The organism is Syntrophobacterales bacterium, from assembly GCA_019429105.1.
Lineage (GTDB): Bacteria > Desulfobacterota > Syntrophia > Syntrophales > UBA5619 > DYTH01.
In genome coordinates this window covers 57,373-77,851 of the sequence record JAHYJE010000011.1, presented here as the reverse complement: position 1 = coordinate 77,851, position 20,479 = coordinate 57,373, and the positions used below count along the sequence as shown (strand labels likewise).

General features: G+C 51.6%; 24 protein-coding genes and 1 pseudogene. 12 read left to right on the top strand and 13 right to left on the bottom strand.

Features of this window, described 5'->3' with window-relative positions; genetic code table 11:
• Window positions 1-401 precede the first annotated feature (401 nt).
• The 8 genes and pseudogenes from K0B01_05610 (at window position 402) to K0B01_05575 (ending at window position 4,008) form a co-directional block, all read left to right on the top strand.
• Window positions 402-563, top strand: a pseudogene (locus K0B01_05610) (2-hydroxyacyl-CoA dehydratase family protein).
• Window positions 564-821: 258 nt separating this feature from the next.
• The gene (locus K0B01_05605) at window positions 822-1,094 is read left to right on the top strand and encodes a BrnT family toxin (protein MBW6485613.1); all 273 of its coding nucleotides are present in this window, start codon (window positions 822-824) and stop codon (window positions 1,092-1,094) included.
• Window positions 1,084-1,338: a hypothetical protein gene (locus K0B01_05600; GenBank protein ID MBW6485612.1), complete on the top strand. Its 255-nt coding sequence runs from the start codon at window positions 1,084-1,086 to the stop codon at window positions 1,336-1,338. Before K0B01_05605 ends, K0B01_05600 begins: the two co-directional genes overlap by 11 nt.
• 106 nt (window positions 1,339-1,444) lie before the next feature.
• Window positions 1,445-1,699, top strand: a complete 255-nt coding sequence (locus tag K0B01_05595; protein MBW6485611.1) for an AbrB/MazE/SpoVT family DNA-binding domain-containing protein — start codon at window positions 1,445-1,447, stop codon at window positions 1,697-1,699.
• On the top strand, window positions 1,693-2,016 hold the full coding sequence (locus K0B01_05590) for a type II toxin-antitoxin system PemK/MazF family toxin (GenBank protein MBW6485610.1): 324 nt from the start codon (window positions 1,693-1,695) through the stop codon (window positions 2,014-2,016). The genes K0B01_05595 and K0B01_05590 overlap by 7 nt, the downstream gene beginning before the upstream one ends.
• A 191-nt stretch (window positions 2,017-2,207) precedes the next feature.
• Window positions 2,208-3,170, top strand: coding sequence for an HAD family hydrolase (locus K0B01_05585; protein MBW6485609.1), 963 nt, complete (start codon window positions 2,208-2,210; stop codon window positions 3,168-3,170).
• A gap of 71 nt (window positions 3,171-3,241) precedes the next feature.
• Entirely contained in the window at window positions 3,242-3,661 is a 420-nt protein-coding gene (locus tag K0B01_05580) for a secondary thiamine-phosphate synthase enzyme YjbQ (protein MBW6485608.1), read from the top strand.
• Between the two features lie 32 nt (window positions 3,662-3,693).
• Window positions 3,694-4,008: an N-acetyltransferase gene (locus K0B01_05575; GenBank protein ID MBW6485607.1), complete on the top strand. Its 315-nt coding sequence runs from the start codon at window positions 3,694-3,696 to the stop codon at window positions 4,006-4,008.
• Window positions 4,009-4,091: 83 nt separating this feature from the next.
• On the opposite strand, the gene K0B01_05570 is transcribed toward K0B01_05575, so the two are convergent.
• From K0B01_05570 to K0B01_05530, 9 genes are all read right to left on the bottom strand, one after another.
• Window positions 4,092-5,288 carry a hypothetical protein gene (locus K0B01_05570; GenBank protein MBW6485606.1) on the bottom strand — a complete coding sequence of 399 codons (1,197 nt, stop codon included), beginning with the start codon at window positions 5,286-5,288 and terminating at the stop codon, window positions 4,092-4,094.
• Between the two features lie 288 nt (window positions 5,289-5,576).
• Entirely contained in the window at window positions 5,577-6,437 is an 861-nt protein-coding gene (locus tag K0B01_05565; protein ID MBW6485605.1) for a polysaccharide deacetylase family protein, read from the bottom strand.
• Window positions 6,438-6,446: 9 nt separating this feature from the next.
• Window positions 6,447-7,469 carry a bifunctional UDP-4-keto-pentose/UDP-xylose synthase gene (locus K0B01_05560; GenBank protein MBW6485604.1) on the bottom strand — a complete coding sequence of 341 codons (1,023 nt, stop codon included), beginning with the start codon at window positions 7,467-7,469 and terminating at the stop codon, window positions 6,447-6,449.
• Entirely contained in the window at window positions 7,466-8,404 is a 939-nt protein-coding gene (locus K0B01_05555; GenBank protein MBW6485603.1) for a formyltransferase, read from the bottom strand. Before K0B01_05555 ends, K0B01_05560 begins: the two co-directional genes overlap by 4 nt.
• Window positions 8,401-9,351 (bottom strand): glycosyltransferase, encoded by a 951-nt coding sequence (locus K0B01_05550; protein ID MBW6485602.1) that lies wholly within the window; start codon window positions 9,349-9,351, stop codon window positions 8,401-8,403. The genes K0B01_05555 and K0B01_05550 overlap by 4 nt, the downstream gene beginning before the upstream one ends.
• Window positions 9,352-9,450: 99 nt before the next feature.
• Window positions 9,451-10,593, bottom strand: coding sequence for an aminotransferase class I/II-fold pyridoxal phosphate-dependent enzyme (locus tag K0B01_05545; protein MBW6485601.1), 1,143 nt, complete (start codon window positions 10,591-10,593; stop codon window positions 9,451-9,453).
• A 1-nt stretch (window position 10,594) separates the two neighbouring features.
• Entirely contained in the window at window positions 10,595-12,271 is a 1,677-nt protein-coding gene (locus tag K0B01_05540; GenBank protein MBW6485600.1) for a glycosyltransferase family 39 protein, read from the bottom strand.
• 437 nt (window positions 12,272-12,708) lie between these two features.
• Entirely contained in the window at window positions 12,709-13,566 is an 858-nt protein-coding gene (locus K0B01_05535; protein ID MBW6485599.1) for a hybrid sensor histidine kinase/response regulator, read from the bottom strand.
• Window positions 13,567-13,670: 104 nt separating this feature from the next.
• On the bottom strand, window positions 13,671-14,126 hold the full coding sequence (locus K0B01_05530; GenBank protein ID MBW6485598.1) for a hypothetical protein: 456 nt from the start codon (window positions 14,124-14,126) through the stop codon (window positions 13,671-13,673).
• A 747-nt stretch (window positions 14,127-14,873) separates the two neighbouring features.
• Here K0B01_05530 and K0B01_05525 point away from each other — a divergent pair.
• Complete coding sequence (locus tag K0B01_05525) at window positions 14,874-15,107, top strand: ribbon-helix-helix protein, CopG family (protein MBW6485597.1); 234 nt, start codon at window positions 14,874-14,876, stop codon at window positions 15,105-15,107.
• Window positions 15,104-15,415 (top strand): type II toxin-antitoxin system PemK/MazF family toxin, encoded by a 312-nt coding sequence (locus tag K0B01_05520; protein MBW6485596.1) that lies wholly within the window; start codon window positions 15,104-15,106, stop codon window positions 15,413-15,415. The genes K0B01_05525 and K0B01_05520 overlap by 4 nt, the downstream gene beginning before the upstream one ends.
• A 324-nt stretch (window positions 15,416-15,739) precedes the next feature.
• Here the strand turns inward: K0B01_05520 and K0B01_05515 are convergent, their stop codons facing one another.
• The 3 genes from K0B01_05515 to K0B01_05505 are packed head-to-tail and all read right to left on the bottom strand — an operon-like array spanning window position 15,740 to window position 18,040.
• Window positions 15,740-16,492 carry an amino acid ABC transporter ATP-binding protein gene (locus tag K0B01_05515; GenBank protein ID MBW6485595.1) on the bottom strand — a complete coding sequence of 251 codons (753 nt, stop codon included), beginning with the start codon at window positions 16,490-16,492 and terminating at the stop codon, window positions 15,740-15,742.
• Entirely contained in the window at window positions 16,479-17,291 is an 813-nt protein-coding gene (locus K0B01_05510) for an amino acid ABC transporter permease (protein MBW6485594.1), read from the bottom strand. Before K0B01_05510 ends, K0B01_05515 begins: the two co-directional genes overlap by 14 nt.
• Entirely contained in the window at window positions 17,279-18,040 is a 762-nt protein-coding gene (locus K0B01_05505; GenBank protein ID MBW6485593.1) for a basic amino acid ABC transporter substrate-binding protein, read from the bottom strand. The genes K0B01_05510 and K0B01_05505 overlap by 13 nt, the downstream gene beginning before the upstream one ends.
• A 275-nt stretch (window positions 18,041-18,315) precedes the next feature.
• On the opposite strand from K0B01_05505, the gene K0B01_05500 reads away from it, so the two are divergent.
• Window positions 18,316-19,272 (top strand): DMT family transporter, encoded by a 957-nt coding sequence (locus tag K0B01_05500; GenBank protein MBW6485592.1) that lies wholly within the window; start codon window positions 18,316-18,318, stop codon window positions 19,270-19,272.
• A 60-nt stretch (window positions 19,273-19,332) separates the two neighbouring features.
• Window positions 19,333-19,515: a type II toxin-antitoxin system PemK/MazF family toxin gene (locus K0B01_05495; GenBank protein MBW6485591.1), complete on the top strand. Its 183-nt coding sequence runs from the start codon at window positions 19,333-19,335 to the stop codon at window positions 19,513-19,515.
• 6 nt (window positions 19,516-19,521) lie between these two features.
• On the opposite strand, the gene K0B01_05490 is transcribed toward K0B01_05495, so the two are convergent.
• Entirely contained in the window at window positions 19,522-20,325 is an 804-nt protein-coding gene (locus K0B01_05490; protein ID MBW6485590.1) for a hypothetical protein, read from the bottom strand.
• Window positions 20,326-20,479 lie beyond the last annotated feature (154 nt).

The following is a 20,479-nucleotide window of genomic DNA, read 5'->3' as shown; positions in this document are numbered from 1 at the left end:
GAACATCAACCTCATGGCCGAGTTCCCGGAGGGCGCCGCTCAGATATTTGACATACACCCCCTGCCCGCCGCTGCCGGGATTGCCCCGATAGGTCATCAGACATATCCGCAGCGAAGAAACATCCCTACCTGCAATGACCTCCTTTTGTCTGGCCTGTTTCAATACTACCCCATATTTTCGATTTTTCGTCGCTGGTGAATACATCCGGCCCGGTAAATTAGCAATCGAAAATTTGTCTTTGCCGGAAGACTGCAACTATTATTTGACATGATATGCTCCATGAAATAGAAGGCAACTGTGAAGGCCAAGAATTGGGGTCAGAAGAATTGGGGTCAGAGTAACATTTATCTCATTAGGAGCTGTTTTTGGATAATGTTGTTCTGACCCCCATTAATTACACTATTTCTTCGGCCAGTACGACATCCAGCGGATTGTCGGGGGAAAAATGGGGATTCCCACGCTGATGATCGAAGCCGATATGGTGGATGAACGGAATTTTTCCGAAGGCCAGGTGGAAACTCGCATAGAGGCCTTTATCGAGGTTTTGAGTGGCCGCCGTTAACTTGATAATCGAGGACCTAACAAAGAAACTGTTAGGTCAAAACATTGAAGTAATCGACACTTCGGCAACGATATGACCGATTTCAATATAGAGGGATAAGTGACGCTGGTAAATAAGTAAAAAAGCACCGGTACCCTATTTTGAATAAGGTGTCCGGAGCGACTGTTGACGAGAGATTATAGGAGAATATAGGGACACTTCCCCCATTTTATAGAGATTACCTGGTATAATAAATATCTCTGACTTTCACAGGGAGGTATCATGAAATTTGAGTGGGACAAGGATAAAGAGAAAAAGAATATAAGAAAACACGCAATTTCTTTTGAAGAAGCTGTTACCGTGTTCTATGATCCCTTATCAGCAACGTTCGCTGATCCAGACCACTCCATCGAAGAAGACAGATTCATTACCGTTGGTTATTCATATCAAGGACGTCTTTTCGTTGTATCGTCCACGGAAAGACGAGATGCGATACGAATTATCAGTGCACGTCCTGCAACCATGTTGGAGAGGAAAAGACATGAAAACTAAAACTATAGAGGAACAACGCCCCGAATATGATTTTGATTATTCAAAGGCCGTTCGCGGCAAGTACTTCAAACGGCTGATAGAGGAAGGCGCTAATGTAGCCATCCTCGAACCAGAAATAGCCGAGGCATTTACCAGCTCGGCTGCTGTGAATGATGCCTTAAGATCTCTTCTCGAAATTACAAAAGCAACACAGCGCCTAACGAAGCACTCAACCGGACGCGCGAAAAAGCTGCGCGCCGGTTAGCTCAAATGTTGAGCATAGATACCACAATATAATAAAAACTGAATCCTTGACTTCCAAGATGAATGTAATTACAATGTGACCACAATTTATGCGAGGAGGTGAAATAATGAGAGCGCACGTTGTAAAAATAGGTAATTCTCAAGGGATCCGCATTCCCAAACCATTACTTGATCAAACGGGAATTATCGATGATGTTGAGCTTGAGGTGGAGAAGACCCAAATCATTATTCGTCCGATCTCAAATCCAAGGTCGGGCTGGGATGATGCTTTCAGAATAATGGCCCAAAAAGGTCATGATGCATTGATCGACGAAAATGACAATATTTCTAATTCCTGGGATGAAGAGGAATGGCAATGGTAGTGAATCGATTCGATGTATATTTAATCAATCTTGATCCTACTGTTGGTTCTGAAATTCAGAAAACACGACCATGTGTGATTATTTCACCGGACGAAATGAACCGGCATATCCAAACCGTCATAGTTGCCCCGATGACGACGGCAGGGAAGGAATATCCAACAAGAATAGCCTGCGTATTTGAGAGCAGGAAGGGACATATCGTGTTGGATCAGCTACGGACCATAGACAAAAGGCGACTTATAAAAAGACTCGGCTCTCTTGATTCAGAAATCCAGTTTAAGGTTATTTCCGTTTTACAGCGGCTATTTGCGTTCTAAAATTGCCCAAAAATTCAAGCCAGCCGACCTCGCAAACACGGCGGCTGATTTTTTCGTTTTAGTTGAAGAAAGGGTAATGGCAGGGATTTATGAATACGCAGGCAGATTGAATTTACCTTGGCAATTTGCTGATGCTTCACTTTAATAATTGTTTCAATATTATGAAATCAAATAAATTAATTGTGTTTGACATGGACGGCGTCCTGATCGACGTTTCCGGCTCTTACCGGGAGGCGGTACGAAAAACGGCGCAACTGTTTTTAGCGGGGACAAAAAATTTCGACAAATTGCCGGACCCGCTGTTTTCGCTTGAAGAACTGCTCAGGTTGAAGCAGACAGGCGGACTTAACAACGACTGGGAGCTGACGGCGCGGACAATCGACCTGCTTTTCACGCTGCTCGAATATCCCGCCGGAAGCACCCCCTCGGCAGACAGCGTGTCCTACAAAAACGTCATCCGCGTCTATGATGCCCAAAAGCTCGCTGATTTTCTTCACAAATCCAGCACTCCGCTGACGGATCTTGCCGCCTTTCAGCGGAGCGGAAAATCATCTTTCGTAGAGCAGTGTTTCCGGGGCGATGTGAAAACCGGCAACATCATCAAGCGGATGTTTCAGGAAATCTATCTCGGCCCTGCCCTATTCCGGTCGGCATACGACCTTGAGCCTGAATTCAGCAAGGATGAAGGTCTGATAAACAACGAATCACTCCTCGTAAACGCGGCGATTCTTCAGGATTTGGCCCTGCGTCACACCCTCGCCATCGCCACCGGCAGACCGCAAATGGAGGCGGAGCACCCGCTGAAGCGCTTCGCCATCAGAAAGTATTTCCGGGATATTGTAACCCACGATGACTGCATCAAGGAGGAACAGCGGCTTTACAGAGAGAAAAACATTCGTGTTTCCCTGGAAAAACCAAACCCGTTCATGCTGGACCTTCTGTCTGACCGGCTCGGCACCTCTTTTGACCAGCGCTCCTATGTCGGCGACATGCCGGACGACATGCAGGCCGCGCGGGCGTCGCAGAAGAAGTACCGCGGCATCGGCGCGCTTTTTCTTTCATCCGCCTCCAAAGACAGCCGGGATATTCTCATCCAGGCCGGCGCCGACTATCTGATAGACAGCCCCACCGCCCTGACTGTAATCATCGGCTGAAAGGTGGCAGGGTAATCTGCCACGGATATTACAACGAGCTGAAAAATTAAATAACCGGAGCCGAAAAATCCATGAAATCTTACCGGAAAGAATTATGGTTCAACATCCCTGCCCGCAGAGGGTTTGTCAACATTACGGAACAGGTGGAACAGTGCCTGGAGGCAAGCGGCGTAACGGAGGGTTTGATTCTTGTGAACGCCATGCATATCACAGCCTCGGTCTTCATAAACGACGACGAATCCGGCCTGCATCAAGACTATGAGGATTGGCTCGAAAAGCTCGCCCCGCATGAACCTGTTTCCCAATACCGGCACAATCGGACCGGAGAAGACAACGGGGACGCTCATTTGAAAAGACAGGTTATGGGACGGGAAGTGGTTGTCGCCATCACCGGGGGCAAGCTGGACTTCGGCCCCTGGGAAAAGATTTTCTATGGCGAGTTTGACGGCAGGAGGCGCAAAAGGGTTCTGGTCAAGATAATCGGAGAATAATCAGATTTATTCGCGAAAGGAGGCTTTACTTTATGAATATTATTCACAACGAAGCGGAGTGCAGGTTTGAGTACAGAAGTGGCGACGCTCTGGCAGTCTGTGACTACCAAGTGGCAGGTGACGTTTGGACGTTTACTCACACCTTTGTGCCGGACTCAATGCGGGACCAGGGCGTCGCCGCTGCGCTGGCGGAGGCTGCCTTAACGCATGCACAAGCGCTGAATGTCAAAGTTGTACCGTCATGCAGCTATATCGATTCCTATATCAAGCGCTCTCCGAAATTTGACGCTCTAATTAAGGGGGACGCTGGTAAAAAAGTAAATAATGACGGAATAATATCTAAATGAGTTGGGAAGATATCGACAAGGAACAGCAGCGAAATAAGGGGTCAGAGTGAGATTGATTAATGTCACTCTGACCCCGATTTATTTCACTCTTCGAGGCATTTGCGGGCAAATTCCACCATGTCGTCGGTGGCTTTGTTGAACTGTCCTGCGGTCTTCACGAGGGAGGGATGGTCCTTGTACTCGTCGCGGGTGTAGCCATCTTCAGCGTATCCCCGGGCGAAATAGGGAACCTTGAGCAGCTTTTCCAGCACCTCCGGCGGGATGTCCTTTTCGATGCGGCCCTTTTCGAAAACAATGTCATCCTCCCCGGCTAACTTGATTACGTCGGCGATAAACGACGGCGGGCAGGTCAGCACGATGCTGCCGCCGGCCTTTTCCTCGAGATGCCAGATGCGCGCCTTGCCATCCACCGTCGGCCCCAGCCTAAGCGAGCAGGAAAGAAGCTTGCTCGGATAGTTCCCATCGTGAAAGAGGCGGTAGGCCTTCTTGAGAATGGCCATTTCGGCAAGCCGCACCTCGGCCTCGGAAAGCTCGAGCCCCTCGGCACGGGCGAAATCCCGCAATCCGCCCAGATCGCCGAAACGGGCCTCCATCATGGTAATTACCGAGCGCCACTTCGTCAGATCGACGTTGTTCTTCCGGGCGGTCTCCAGCCCCCTTTGCACGGCTTTCGCCCCATCCATCAACTGCGACATGACAAAAGCCAGCGTATTGTTGGTCGAAATTCCCCACGAGGTGAGTAATTCCAGAACCTCGTACCCTTCCTTTGTCCCGGGAATTTTGACCATTACATTGGGGTTGATGGCGGCGATCTCCTTGGCCTGCGCGATCATCGCCGCCTTGTCAAAGGACTTGCGGGGATCCACCTGCCCGGACAGGTAGCCTTCGCGGTAACCGGATTTTTCAAAAAGCGGCAAAAGCATGTCGGAGCCCCGTTTGACAACCTCCTTATAGAGCATCCAGAAGAGGGATTCCTTGTCTATTCCCGGGTTTTTCGCGATCATCCCCAAGGCAACCTCTTTCCAATACCCCGGATCTTCGCTGATCGCCTGCAGGGAAATCGCCGGATTGGTGGTAACGCCGCGAACGAGCGACTCTTCCGGATGGGCAGGATTGAAGAGGCGCTCCAACTGACGTTCAAGGGTCTCTTTATCGGCGGCCGCAACGCCGGCGAGCAGCTTGCGCCGCCAGTTTTCATAGGTCAGGGGCGAAGCGTCCCACCAAATCTCCATTCCGGGGCTCGCCTCGGCCAGCTTTTCCAACAGATTATATTCATTCATTTTTTTTACTCCCTTCTTTCCATAGTGATAAAACTCCGCCGTCTCATACAGCACTGCGCGGTAAAATTACAATCTTTTGAGGCAATTGCAAAACTCTCACATTCTGTCATTCCCGCAATGATTTTAAGCGGGAAAACGAAGTTTAATGTTCATAATCTGGTTCTAACTGCTTGAAAAACCGTATTCCCGATAGAAGCATTGCGTACATTAAGCTCCGCTTTCGGGAATGACAAATAGTTTTGCAATTGGCTCTTTTTTAACATCTCTTTGCTCAAATTTACCTGCCTTTCAGACGGCGCATTTAACCGAGCGGCCCGGCAGCAGTTCAAGGCGAAACCGGCGGCGGGGAAGCTCAGCGCGATTCAGCAGCGGAATCATTTCGCCGAGTCGGACGAAGCGATAATCCAGCTTTTTTATTGCTTCCAGCAGGACGATAAAATTATCGGCCATGATCCCGCCTTCGACCTCGGCATGGACGGGAAGAACATGCATTCCTCCCGGGACCAATGCGGACAGAATTTTTTGCGTCCCCTCCGCCATCCCCACCTCCTCGAAACAGGGGATATCGGACGGAATTTCAACCAGATTTATCCCTTCGTGGATAAACGGCGCCCGCGCCCTGGTGCAACTTAGATACTCAAACCCAAATTCTCCGACGATTGCAAGCACGCGGTCATCGATCAGCCAGGCCGGGGCGCCGAATGACTGCGGTTTTTCTCCGGCCAAACTTTCAAAGCCGGCAAGGCCGCGCCTGAACCACTCCCTTATCCACGCTTCGGATTTCGTGAAGAGCTCATCCTGCCAGCGCCGGTGATCCCAGGCATGAAACTGCACCTCGTGCCCTTCCGCCTTTATCCGCCGGACGATCTCGGGAAAAGAAAGGGCAATCATTGGCGATGGCAGCAGCGTTCCGTAGAGGGCGGTCTTGAATCCGTAAAGGCTCGCCGCGCGCGTCCGGATCATTTTCTTCAAAAAACGGGGGTTTCTCAGAAGCTGCAGAACGGCCCGACCTGAGGCATCCGGGCCGATGCTTAAGTAAAAAGTCGCCGGCAGGTTGTTTTTTCTCAATATATCGAGAAGACAAGGCACCCCTTCCTTCATCCCCTGATAAGTATCGACATCGATTTTCAGACCCAGTATGCCGGACAAAAACGCTCCTTATTTTTCATTTTCTTCAAGAAACGCATACAAAGTCATCCGCAGTGAATCATCCAGATTTATCCGAGGTGTCCAGTCTAAAAGCCGGCGCGCCTTTTCTATGCTTGGGGTACGGGTGATTATGTCCTGATATCCCTTCCCATAAAAATCCTGTGAAGACACTTCAATGATTTCCGAATATGTTTTGTCGTCACGATGTCTCGGATGTTCCATAAAAAGTTCCTTCAGCTTGTGGGCCAGCTCCCGCACAGAGCATTCATTTTGCGGACTGCCGATGTTGATGATCTCGCTTTTGCAGGCATCGTCCTTGTTGGCGATGATCTTCACCAGGGCGGAGATGCCATCGTCTATGTAAGTGAAGCAGCGCTTCTGATTGCCGCCATCCACAAGGGAGATCGGCCGCTTCAGCATCAACTCCGCAATAAACTGCGTCACTACCCGGGAACTCCCCTCCTTCGCGGCGTAAAGGGAATCGAGGCGGGGGCCAATCCAGTTGAAGGGGCGAAAAAGGGTAAATTCAACCTGTCCCCTTGTGCCGTACGCGTAGATAACCCGGTCCAAGAGTTGCTTCGAGCAGGAGTAAATCCAGCGCTCTTTTTGTATCGGGCCGACCACGAGGTAGCTTTCATCCTCCTTGAATTCCCGATCGGGGCAGGCGCCGTAAACCTCCGAGGTGGAAGGAAAAAGCACCCTTTTATGATACTTTACGCACTGTTTGACGATATTGAGGTTCATCTCGAAATCGAGATTGAAAACCCCGATTGGGTCCTCAACGTACAGTTTTGGCGTGGCGATCGCAACCAGCGGCAGCACGACGTCGCATTTTTTGATGTGGTACTCGATCCACTCCCGGTTAATCGCAATATCCCCCTCGATGAAATGAAACCGCGGATTTTGCAGGTTCTTTCCCAGACGGTCGTCGGAGAGGTCCATCCCATAAACGCTCCAGTCCGTCTCGTCGAGGATGCGCTGCGTCAGATGGTGCCCGATAAATCCGTTTACCCCTAAAATCAATACCTTCATGATAGTTTTATTCCTTCCCTGTTTTTAAAAAAGTTATAAAGCGCGTCTCCGGTCATTCTTGCTCCTTCACACTGAACATCCAAAAGACGGATTTTCCCCTCCCCTGTCTGCACGATCACCGTTTTGTCCTCAATCTTAATTGTTCCGGGAGCTTCCCGTTTACTATTCTCTCCTGCCGCCTTATCGCCTGCGGGCATACCCCACCATGCCATCAGTCTGGAACCATCCGGCATTTCACAGAACGCGCCCGGATAGGGGTCGGTCACCGCCCGAATCAGGTTGTAAATTCGCTCTGCCGGCCAGTCCCAGCAGATACGGCCATCGTCCGGCCGCCGGCCGCCAAAGTAACTCCCCAGGGCCAGGTCTTGCTGGACGCGGGGTGCCTTGCCGCTTTTCATCAAGGGCAGCAGCTCGTCCAGAAGCCCGCCTGCGGCTGCGCACAATTTTCCGAAGAGGGTAAGCGCCGTGTCCTCAAACGCGATCGGCACAACCCGCTGACCCACGATATCGCCGGCATCGGGTTTATGCGCAAGATGGTGCAGCGTAACTGCCGTCTGCTTCTCGCCATTGACCAGCACCCAGTTCACCGGCGCCCGGCCGCGATACTTGGGGAGCAAGGAGCCGTGGAGGTTATACGCCCCCCGGGTGGGAATTGCGAGAATTTCGTCGGGGAGCATAAACCGGCAGTAAAAGGAAAAGATCATCTCCGGAGCAAGCGCGGCAATTTGCTTCGTCCATCTCTCCTCGCGGATATCCATGGGACATTCCACCGGTATGCCCCGTTTTTCCCCCCACTCCCGGACCGAGCCAAACCAGCAGTTCTCCGCCGGATCGTCTGCGTGGGAAAAAATCAGGGGGATTTCCAACCCGGCTCTTTCCAGGGCGTCAAGCCCTGCTATCCCCATGTTATGATAGGCAAAGACCACTGCTTTCATGCTTTTTCTTCCGCCTTTGCAACTGGGCCGCCATAAACCTTTTCGATCACATATTCCGGCCGTTTGCGAACCTCCCGGTAGATCCGGCCGATATATTCTCCCAGAATGCCGAGCGCAAAAAACTGGAGTCCGACAAAGACAAACATGATGGCGAAGAGCGTGAAGACGCCCTGCGCTGCCCAGAGGGCGCCATAGATAAGCCGGGCCGCGACCAGAAAAAGGCCAAACAGCACGCCGAGGATGGCAAGCAGAACGCCCCCGTACATGATAAGCTTGATCGGCAATTCGGAAAAAGAGGCTACCAGATCGAACTGCAAACTGATCAGTTTTCTCAGCGGATAGTTTGACTTTCCCCCATGCCGCTCCTCGTGGGCAACCTCTATCTCCTCTACGCGCTTCCCGAAATGGGTCGCCAAAGCCGGGATGAAGGTGGCGTGTTCATGGCAGGAAATCATCCGCTCGACAACCGTCCGGCGGTAGGCCCGCAGCATGCACCCCCAGTCGGTCATGTGGACGCCGGTGATCTTCCGGGCAACGATATTGACTATCCGGGAAGGAATGATCCGGAAGAGGGAGTCTTTTCTCTGTTTCCTGATCGTCCCGACCACGTCGAGCCCGTCCTCTTCCATTGCGGCGATAAGACGGGGGATCTCCTCGGGCGGATTCTGGAGATCCGCATCCAGGGTAATGATTATCTCACCGTTGACAACCGAAAAACCCGCCAGAATCGCCGCGTGCTGCCCATAATTTCTGGTTAGTTCGACAACCCGCACCTCGGGATAAACGGTAAATTCCTTCAGGAGTGCAAGCGACCGATCCCGGCTGCCGTCATCGACCAGGATTATCTCCCATCGCCTGTCCAAAGCCGCCATCACCGGGCGGATCCGCTTCATCAGCTCCGGCAGATTCTCCTCTTCGTTATAAACAGGAACTACTAATGATATCATATCTTTATAATTTTCAATGTTTTCTGTTACCATCTCTTCTTGTTTCCTTCTGCGCTTTCCCTCGAAAACAAAGTTTAATGTTGATAAAATGCGTGCATGTCAGCCGGCCATTATTTCCTTTATCGCCTCTGAGACATACCCGACGTCGTTATCCGTCATTTCCGGAAAAAGGGGCAGAGAGATGATTTTATCCGCGGCTTTTTCCGTCGCCGGCAAGGAAACCAAACCGTAGCGCTCCCTGACATATTTGAGCCGATGGCAGGGCGGGAAATGGAGCCCGTAGCCGATGTTGTAGTCGGAGAGCTTCTCCATGAAGCGCTCCCTTTTCAGCGCGAGAATTTTCACGACAAAAAGGTGATGGGCATGTTCGTGCGGGTAGTCGGGAGCGAGCGTCAGTTCCAGCCCTTGCACATCCCGCAGCCCCTCCTCGTACAACGCAACGATTTCGGCCCGGCGGCGGTTGAACTCGTCGATCCTGTCAAACTGGGCGTTCCCCAGGGCCGCCTGGAGGTCCGTCATGTTGTATTTCCAGCCCGGCGCCTCGATATCGTATTCGGGGTTCCCCCCTTTTCCATAGCGCTTCCAGGCATCCCGCTCGATCCCGTGAAAGCGCAGCAGACGGAGTTTCTTTTCCAGTTTTTCATCGTTATGGGTGATCAGCCCCCCCTCGCCGGTCGTTATATTCTTGATGGGATGAAAGGAAAATATTGCCATCTCCCCGAAGCCGCCGGCATGAATTCCCCGGTAGCGCGTTCCCACGGCGTGGGCCGCGTCTTCAATTACAATCAGGTTATGACGCTGGGCAATCTCCTGAATTTTGGCCATATCCGCCGGGGCGCCGCCAAAATGCACGGGGATAATCGCCCTTGTCCGTGGGGTAATCAAGGCCTCGATCGCCTCGGCATCGATGTTGAGGGTGTCATAGTCAATATCGACAAAAACCGGACGCGCGCCGTGCAGCGCAAGCATGTTAACCGTTGAGGCAAATGTCAGCGAGGGGGTAATCACCTCATCGCCTGTGCCGATGCCGAGCGCCGTCAGCAGAATATCCATCCCCGCCGTTCCCGAAGTCAGGGAAACAGCGTACTTTGCCCCGGTCAGCGTCTGAAATTTTTCTTCAAAAGTCTTACAGAGCGCCCCGGTTGTAATCCAGTGCGAGCGCAGACAAGCGGTAACTGCGGCAATCTCGGCTTCTCCGAGGGAAGGCCGGTTCATCGGCAGAAAATCCTCTCTTTTCTTCACATCAATTCTCCTTGGGGGTTGATCCGTTCAGTTGCAAAAGCGAGTACTCGGAACTCTGCCACAAAATGCGGCTCTCGGTAAACTCTTTTTTCAGCCTCGCCAGTTTTTCGTCGTTTTCCGTCGCGCAGTAGATCCCTTTCGTTCCTTTTGCCATCTGAAAAAAACCTTCGGTATGGAGGAAGTAATGATCCCTTTTTTCCCGGGGGAGCTGCGAAACCCCATACCCCAATTCCCCGATATCATCAACAATCGGGGTTTTTCTGCCGGTGTAAAAATCAATGCCGTACAGCGAGATCCCGTATTGATAAACCTCGACATCCCGGGGGATGTTGCCCTCTATTGCCAGCGAAAGTTGCCGGGCCGATTTGTAAGGGGCAAGATAATAGGACAGGGGCGCCGTCAGCGAAACGAAAAAAAGCGCGTAAAGCAGATAAATCGTCAAAAACCAGCCGCGGCCGCCTTTGGTTCGCATTCGGAAAGGCAAAAATAGTAAAACAAGTTGAATAAAAGCAGGGATCGCGATCAGGGCCAGCCATGTCGAAGGATTAACGCCATGTTTGGAGAGAAAAAGCGGGACAAAAAGCGCCGTCAGAAAAAGCAGGGGCATAATAATGCCGGCAAAGCGCCAGCCGCCGGCAACCGGAGCTGCCGTGTCCTCCCGGTTTTTCTCAAAACACCGGAAAATCACGCCGAAAGCAACGGCAAGCGGAGGGAAAAGCGGGGTCAGGTAGGGAACCAGTTTCGATGAGGACAAAGAAAAAAAGACAAAAATTAACCCTGCCCACACCAGCAAAAAAGACTTCTCCTCCCTTTTGAACAGGGGTTCGCCGCCCTTAACCCCATTTATCGCCTCGGGAAGATAGAAAAGCCAGGGCAACGCTCCGGCAAGCAGGACGGGGACATAGTAATAGAGCGGCTGATAGTGATCATGAATCCTTGTCGTATAACGTAAGAAGTGCTCCTGAATGAAAAAAAAGCGAAAGAAATCCGGGTTCTCCCGTTGCACGAGGATCAGCCAGGGCAGTGAAACCGCTGCAAACAGCAGGATGCCGAGGGGGGAGACGAGACGCAAGACGTCTCGGAACCGTCGGGAGAAAAGCAGCCAGACGCCAATAATGCCGAACGGAAACACAACCCCGATGAGTCCCTTGGTCAAAAACGCGAGGGCGCTGAAGATGTAGAGGAGGTAAAGCCAGACCTTCCGTTTTTCAGCGTCGGCAAAAAACCGGAATCCCGACCAGATCGCCACCCCGAGGAAGAAGGCCAGCGGCATATCGAGAATGTTTATCCGACCGAGCGCCGAATGATATAAAAATGTCGTCAGGACAGCCGCCGCGTAAAGCCCCGTCCGGGCATCATGAAAAAAGAGCCCCATCCGATAGGCCAGGATGATGCATCCCCAGGCCGCAAGGGCAACAAAAAGACGCGCGGAAAATTCGTTTTTCCCGAAAACCTTGAAAGAAAGCGCAGTCGCCCAGTAGGCAAGCGGGGGCTTCTCGAAATAGACAACCCCCTTGAGCCGCGGGGTTACATAGTCTCCGGAGACATTCATCTCGTCGGGTATGGAACTGTAGCGCCCCTCATCCGGCTCCATCAGCGGCATGAAGGGAAGCGGCAGCAGATAGACAAAGATGGGGACAATCGCCAGAACCAGTATTTTAATCGATTTCAAACTCATTTATCCGGCATCCCCGTCCGCGCCTTACCATATTTTCCATTCATCTCAAAGCTTTCAACCCATAAGGATCAATCTCGCCCAACTCGCCAGACGTCCTTTAAATTGTCATCCCCGGTGAAAACCTGCATCCCCAGCTACTGAGAAATATAGAATTATGAAGATTAAACTTCGTTTTGCCCATGCCGGCCTGATTTCATAATTGTAGAATGTCGTATTTGTGGTCTTATTTCATAAACAGCGCGAAGTTGTCAAACGAAGAATGCCCGCAACTCCATTATTATACGGCATTTCAGCCAGTTCCACCTGCTCCTTGCTTTCCCCTCTTTTCGGAAATGCAGGCCAGCACGTACGCAAAAGCAATTTGGCTTTTATTCCTCCTCAAGTGGGGAAAAAACAGCTACCCGCGTCCATTTTCCCGCCCGGCTTTCAATCTTTATCTATCCTCCGTGCAGTTCGACAATCCTTTTCGCTATTGTCAGCCCCAAGCCGGAACCGCCGAATTTCGACGACCGGGACTTCTCGACCCGATAAAACTGCTCAAAAACCTTGGGACTTTCAGCCTCAGGAATGCCGGGCCCTGTGTTGACAATTGTTACCGTCATACCAGTTGCGGATTTATCAGTGCTTGCTTCAATCCGGCCACCCTCCAGATTGTATTTGAGAGCGTTGTCTATTATATTGGAGAAGGCGCGGCTCAGTTTTTCAGGGTCTCCTCTGACTGCGAGTCGCTCCGGCAGGCGGATCTCCATTTTGATCCTCTGCGCATCCGCCAGAAATTGATATTCCGCCAGCAGCAAAGAGAAAAGCGCCGCAAAATCAAACGATCGGGAATCAATGCCCGCGAGCGTCTCCAGCGCTGACAGATTCAGCAGATCCTTGACCAGTTTTTCCATCCGCAACGTCTGGTTTTGCAAGCGCAAAAGGTTTTCTTCCACAGACGACCGCGATTTTCCCCCGTCAGCAGCGAAAATTTCCTCAACCGCCAAACGCATGGTTGCAAGGGGCGTTTTTAATTCGTGCGCCGTGTCAAACAGAAATTCCCGCTGTTTCACGAAGGAGTATTGCAGGCGATCCAGCATCGTATTTATGGCGCCGAGATCGAGCCCCTTGACCTTATCTGCGGCATCGCCCCTGGCGGTAAGCAGCAGCACCATGGTATCGATTTTCGCCTTTCGCAATTGTTTTAAAACCGTCAGGCCGTCAATCTTCGGCATCATGATATCGAGGATGACAATATCAAACGCGGCTTCGGACAATTTGTCCAGAGCCTGCTCGCCGTCCTGCGCTGTTTCCACCGTATATCACTGATTTTCCAATATATTTTTTACCTGTTCCCGTAATGCATACTCATCATCAACAAGCAATATTCTCATAATCCAGTCCCTTGACGGTCAATTTTTCAATACCTCAATAACACATATCCCGGCGGTTTGCTTTCAGCAAAAAGGGGCGGTGGAGGAAGCTGATTGCGCCATTGAAAAAAGTTTTTACCTCGGAAGATCAGAACTGTTTTCCCCTTATTTTCCCCAATCAGGGTGAACGCGTTTTTGATATCGTACACTCTGCCCCGGGCATCCCAGTAATTCAATCCGTAATCAAGCTCTCCCGCTCCGCCCAGGATATTGACATCGGTACGCCCCCAATACCAGCAGACAGACTTCAGCGAATCTTCGTCGGAAATAATGACCGCATCGGCGTCTATCTCTTTTTTGTATTGTTCAAGAAAGCGGCCCGGCGCTTTTGCCGCAAGGGTCGTATCCGGAACCACAAAGTGAAAAATAAAAAAAAGAAAAAGCGGCGCCATGCCAAACAGTAGAACCTTGCTTACCGATGAGGCAATTGCAAAACTCCCCATTCTGTCATTCCCTCAACGATTCTGAGCGGGAATCTGGTTCTAACTGCTTGAAAAACCATATTTCCGATAGAGACATTCGGGAATGACAAATGGTTTTGCAATTACCTCCGATGTTTTGGTTTTAAAAGCCCCGAGGCAAAAGATGACCAGAAAAAGAAGCCCGTTTACCGCCATTGTCACTTTCCATGGCTTGCTGTACGGCTGGAAACCGTGATCGCCCGAAAACTGCAACAGCAAAAAGGCAAGCAGCGGCAACCAGCTCATCCGCAACAGGTCAAAAGGACGGCGCTGCAAAAGCAGATAGGGCCCAAGTATCGGGATTAACTCCCCTCGCCATAGAACAGCCTCATGGCGGGGGAAAATAATGAGCTGACGTTAGCAGAAGCAGCGTGCAGAAATAAATCAGTTCCCTTTTCTGCCCCGGCACTATTCACGGCACCGCTGACTTTATCTTTTTGCTTTTCCATGCCGGCGAAAACAACAGAGTGCACACCACAACTCAAGCTGTTTTCATCGGCCCTCACATAGATATTAAACTATTGATTGCACTCAAGTCGGCGCAAATATTCTTCTTGACACACGGGAATGTAAATGCTGTATTGCCAAGCACCCATTGAACGGCTTCCCAAACGTTACCCAAGGCAATCAGCTTTAGCCCAATTATACTGTTTGCCGAAAAAATCGATTTGACATAGTCTGCAATGTGGATTAATATAGCTATAAAAAGCCACATTATATAGGTGCGATATGAGAACCATTCAGATGACACTTGATGATGACCTTGTCACAGCGGTGGACCGCGTTTCAAAGGAGCTCCGAACAAGTCGTTCTGCTTTCGCAAGAAAGGCACTTCGTGACGCACTTGCGCGCTACACCCTTGAGCAACTAGAACACCAGCATCGCCGGGGGTACGAACGATACCCGGTTGCCGTCGATGAGTTCTCAGCTTGGGAAATTGAGCAGGCTTGGGGTGATGAATGAAACAAGGTGAAATACGGTGGTACAAGTTCATACCGCCAGATAAAAAGCGGCCAGTTCTAATCCTGACCCGAGATTCTGTATTGGAATACCTTGATGAGGTAACAATCGCTCCCATCACAACTACAATCCGCAACATACCATCTGAGGTATTTCTCTCGAAAGCTGACGGCATGCCCCAGGATTGTGCTGTCAATTGCGATCACTTGCAGACTGTTTCAAAGGGGAAGATTGGAGCATTGATCACATTTTTGCCTCTGCCAAAAATGGTTGCAGTTGGGCGTGCAATACGTTTTGCCCTCGATATTTAAGATAGGCGCGGCCAACAATTGCATCCAGCCAACGCCGGGCGCCTACGGTGGATTCCCGAAAGTCCGTGGCGGCGTCGGTTGATGCATGGCGTTGGCCCTAAGTAAGTGTTTCCATAATGCACACAATGTGCTAATATTCGAACCATGAAAAGCATAAACTGGAACACGGAAAAGAGCGTCGCGCTTAAGTCGTCTCGGCGAGTACCTCTCTCGAAACGACTCCTGTCATTTTTTGAACAGACGGAAGACCTGATCATAACCGGGCCCACTGGCACAAACGTGATGGAGATAACGGCGTTCATGATAAGCTGATGGGGATAATTATCAGGCCTGGAGAATCTGTTTCAGAAAAAGCCGAGTCCGCTCCTGAGTCGGTGTCCGGAAGAGTTCATCGGGTTTTCCTTCTTCAACGATTTTTCCGTAATCCATGAAGATCACGCGGTCGGCTACCTCGCGGGCAAACCCCATCTCGTGGGTGACGACGATCATCGTCATCCCCTCGCGGGCGAGGTTTTTCATGACGCCCAGCACCTCACCAATCATCTCCGGGTCAAGCGCCGAGGTCGGCTCGTCGAACAGCATCAGCTTCGGCTTCATCGCCAGCGCCCGGGCGATTGCCACCCGCTGCTGCTGACCGCCGGAGAGTTTCTGGGGATATTCATCCTTCTTGTCCAGGATGCCGACCTTTTTGAGAAGCTCCTCGGAAATGGCTGTAGCCTCATTGCGGGAACGCTTCCGCACGAGCATCTGCGCCATGTTGACGTTTTCGAGCACCGTTTTATGGGGGAAAAGGTTGAAGGACTGGAAGACCATGCCGATCTCCTCGCGAACCTTGTTTATGTCGGTATTTTTATCCTGGATATCGACATTGTCCACGAGAATGCTTCCCCGGTCAAAACTTTCAAGCTGGTTGATTGTTCGGAGCAGCGTGCTTTTCCCGGAACCGCTCGGGCCGATAATGACGGTCTTTTCCCCGTCGTAGATGTCGAGCGAGACCTGGTCGAGCGCCTTGAGTGTGCCGAAATATTTTTCCAGGCCCCGGATTTCCACAATTTTCCGGAGTTTATCTGCCGACATTGATCCTATCCTCCATGATGCTGATGATTTTGGACAAAAAGAGGGTAATGATCAGGTAAATCAACGCCACCATCGTGTAGGTTTCGAAATAGGAAAATGATTCGGACGCGTACTCCCGGCCGCGTCTCAAAAGATCCGAAACCGCCAGGATCGAGACAAGCGAGGAGTCTTTCAACAGGGCGACAAACTCGTTGCCGATCGGCGGGAGGATGGTCTTTACCGCCTGCGGCAGGATGACATGAACCATCGCCTGGGCGTGCGTCATGCCGAGGGAGCGCGCCGCCTCCATCTGCCCCTTGGAAACCGATTCTATCCCGGCACGGAAGATCTCGCCCATGTAGGCCCCGTAGCAGACGGCCATCGCAATGACGGCGCTGATAACCGCCGGCAGGTTGACGATCCGGCCCAGGGCGTAATAGATGTAGAAAAGCTGAACGAGCAGCGGAATGCCCCGGATCACCTCGACGTACAATGAAGCGATTCCGTTGATAATCCGGTTTTTGGAGATCCGGCCGAGGCCAGTGAAAAGCCCGATGATCAAGGCCAGGACAATAGCCTCGATCGTTACCTGAAAGGTGACCAGGATGCCGTCGGGGATGAAGCGGAGAATCTCCAGATAGGGCTTCGGCCGGGTCCAGGCGAGATAGACGACGATCGCGATCGCGCCGATAAATGCCGTTCGCCAGGCCGTAAAAAGCCCCTTGTCCCGTCGCGACGGGATGGCGACGCCATCGGTCACCTCGATGACCGCCGGCGTCGCCAGGTTATTGCTGTTGGGGGGGGCCTTTATTGGAGCCACTTCTTTTCAATAGCCTCGTTGAGGCCCTTAGCTTTTACCTGTTCAATGCCTTTGTTGATCATCTCCAGCAGTTCCTTATTGCCCTTTTTAACAACAACGCCATAGAACTCTTCGGTGAACGGCTTGCCGACGATCTTGAAATTTTTCTTGTACTCTTCGCGCTGAAGCGCATAGTTGGCGGCAACCGGGGTATCGCAGACAACAGCGGCAATTCTGCCTGCCGCCATATCCTCAAAAGCGAGGCCTATCTCGTCGTAGGTCTTAAGTTCTACGCCTGCATTTTTCTTGACCTCCATCGCGCCGGTTGTGCCGATCTGGGCGCCGACCTTCTTCCCCTTGAGATCCGCAAGTTTCTGCGTCGCCTTATCCTTTTTGGGAACGACGAGAATCTGCCCGGCGTTGATGTAGGGTGTGGAAAAATCCATCGTTTTTTTGCGCTCGTCGGTAATCGTTACCGACGAGATGATCGCGTCGAATTTCCCGGCCTCGATGCCGGCGAAGATCCCGTCCCAGGCGGTGTTTTTGAAGACAACCTTAAAGCCGCCCTCCTTGGCCACCGCCTTTAAAAAATCTATATCCAAACCGACGATTTTTTTCTGGGCATTAACAAACTCCATCGGGGGCCAGGTCGCATCGGTTGCCACGGTGATGGTTTTTTTTGCTGCGGCCGCTGCCGGGGCCTCCATCAGCGGGGAGACGAGCATGGCGAACAGGGCGATGACAACAAGCGTAACACGATAAACCTTCATGGTATCCTTCCTCCTTAATATTGATTATATTGATTTATTGGCATGATATTTTTATGTGCATCCCTGCGTTCGACGCCGTTTGTGCGTTCCGGCGTCATGAAAACGCGAGCCGACAGCGCGCCTAAAAGCAACGGTTCCCAAGGGCAACGTCGTTAAGAAGCAAGGCGATTTACCCCCGGCAGACCGTTTTTGTCAAGGGAAATGTCTTCAGCTTTTCATTGCTTTCATTATCGGCATTGTATATAAGTGCCCGCGCTTTAAATAGAGGAGCGGTTTTGCGCAAAGCGATTACCGGACGGGGAATCAGGAATATTAAACTTCGCTTTTGGCTGGCGCTGATGAGAAAAACGGGGTTTGAACAAAGAGGCCAAAGGCTGATGGCGGATTTTCTGCTCGTGATGACGGCATTTTTCTGGGGCATCACCTTTGTTGTCGTGAAAGAGGCGATCAGGAGTACCGGCGTCTTTGTTTTTCTGTCCCAGCGCTTTACCCTCGCGGCGATTCTGATGGCGGCAATCTGCCTTTTGCTGCGCCGGCCCTTCAAGATCGAACTGCTGCCACGGGGGGCGATCATGGGGTTCTTTCTGTTCGGCGGTTATGCGTTTCAGACGGCGGCGCTTCTTTACACGTCCGCATCCAATGCGGCTTTTCTGACCGGGCTAAATGTGCTGCTGCTACCGATTTTGGGCACGTTCTTCTACGGTTATCACGTCAGTAGATACACGTTTCTGGGGGTGCTTCTTGCCGCGGTTGGTCTCTACCTGCTCTCCACGCAGGGAGGGACTCTGAACCCGAATAAAGGGGATTTGCTTGCGGGGATCTGCGCCGTCAGCGTCGCGCTGCATGTCATATATACCGGTAAATACGCAGGTTCAGGCGACGTGTTCTGGCTTACGGCGATCCAGCTTGGAGTAGTCGCGCTGCTGAGCGCCCTTGTTTCGGCGTTTATCGGAGACCGTATCCTGGTCTGGCATCAGGAGATAGCATGGGCGCTGGCTATTACCGTTATTTTCGCGACGGTATTTGCCTTTCTTGTACAGACATCCATGCAGAGGTTTACAAGCCCCACCCGCACGGCCCTGATTTTCTGCCTGGAACCGGTCTTCGCCGCCATTTACGCCTACTATGCCGCAGGGGAGCGTCTGGGAATGCCGGGATTTGTCGGCGCGCTCATGATTCTTGCCGGGATGATCCTGTCGGAGATCGAAGCTTCGGGTTTGCCGGAGAAATGAAGAAAAGGGAATTTTAAAATCCATGCATGTCAAACAGAATAATATGATTGAGCAAGAGTCATGGTAATCAAACAGGGTGAAATATATTGGGTTGACCTTACTGAGCCCAGGGGTTCGGAACCCGGATATCGTCATCCTCATATCGTAATTCAAAGCAATTTATTTAATGCCAGCCGAATAAACACAATTGTAGTTTGCCCGACCAGCGCTGGGCGCGGGGCGCTGACGCGGCAAGGTTTATAGTGCGCCTTATCGCCGAGCCGGGTCATGGTTCCCGCTATCGAAGACCGGAAGCTCCGCGGAGAAATACCGGTCAATGAGTTCGTCCAATACCGCTTCAAGGAGATTATCCCCGGCTTTGCTTATCTCTTCGTAGAGCCCGCCCGCTATGCCGGCAAAGGAATCGATCAGCGACGGGTCAAAGTGACGCCCTCTTTCCTTCATCAAAATCCGCATCGCCTCTTCCAAAGAAAACGGCTCCTTGTAGGGGCGCTGCGAGGTCAGCGCGTCAAAGACATCGGCCTCCGCCAGACGGACGGCATAGATTGTGACGCGGTAATTGTGAATGTTCGTGTCGCTGTCCCGCTTGGCAATGGCGCTGCCCAAGACCTTCAGCGTTCCGATATTGGCGTGAAAGAGCTCGCCCGTCATCCCGATCAGCCCTTTGTTCAGAGACAGGAAGATCGGGTAAACCGCCAGAGCCGTAAAAAAAATTATCAGCACAACCTGCAGAAGAGCGAAAAAAATCCGGTTTTTCATCTCCGTCATCGTCTGGAAATCGGCTTTATAAACCCCCTCGAAATAACCCTCCAACTTTCCGCCGGCGGTCTTCAGCGGTATCTGCGCCACAACGAGAATCTGGCCGCCAGCTCCATAAAACTGCCGGAAATGGTCGCCGTCTAGCCGGGCAACATCGAGACGATGTCTTTTGATTTTTTCTTCTATCGGCAGCGCGTCGGGATGGTTCGCTGCAACGATTATTTCTTGCTCCAGGTCATAGAGCTTGACGGAGATGAAGTGCCCGTCTTTGATGTGCTGCCGGCTTACGGTCATATACGATCCGTTCGCGAACCATCAAACGGACATCCTTGCCGAAGTGCAATTCAAGCTTCCCCTAAGCACAAACGTTAACGCGGAGCGTCGAACAGAGGGGAATGTCTGGATTGCGCTCAAAAATGCCGTCTTGCCGGGTGACTCGACCAAAAGA